This is a genomic window from Bradyrhizobium uaiense (assembly GCF_010811875.1).
Taxonomy (GTDB): Bacteria; Pseudomonadota; Alphaproteobacteria; order Rhizobiales; family Xanthobacteraceae; genus Bradyrhizobium; species Bradyrhizobium uaiense.
This window is the reverse complement of record NZ_VKHP01000653.1, coordinates 1-296: the sequence shown is the minus strand read 5'-3', so window position 1 is coordinate 296 and position 296 is coordinate 1. Positions and strand designations below refer to the sequence as shown.

At 56.8% G+C, this 296-nt stretch carries 1 protein-coding gene; it reads left to right on the top strand.

Features of this window, described 5'->3' with window-relative positions; all coding sequences use genetic code 11:
* Window positions 1-296: hypothetical protein (locus FNJ47_RS46940; RefSeq protein WP_163163595.1), on the top strand; the 296-nt coding region annotated here is incomplete at both ends.

Sequence of the window (296 nt, the reverse complement as noted above, 5' to 3'; positions counted from 1 at the left end):
TCTCATCGACAACTTCACCCGCTTTGTCGGCGGTGGTCTGCAGAAAAGTACCATCTACGAATACGGCCGATCGCTTCGTATCCTGGGAAATGATCTCGGCACTCAGGGCAAGACAATTGGCGGGCTCACCAAGAGACACTCTCGCGTGCGAGACCAAGGCCTCGTGATCGAGCCCGCCAATTTGCTTTCGGCATTGAGCGCGCTGCGAAAGTATCGTGATCCTGATCAAGTGCGGCAAGACTTTCTCTCCGAAGAGGATGAAAGCCTGATCGACGGCGCCGTCCAGGCAGCTGCCG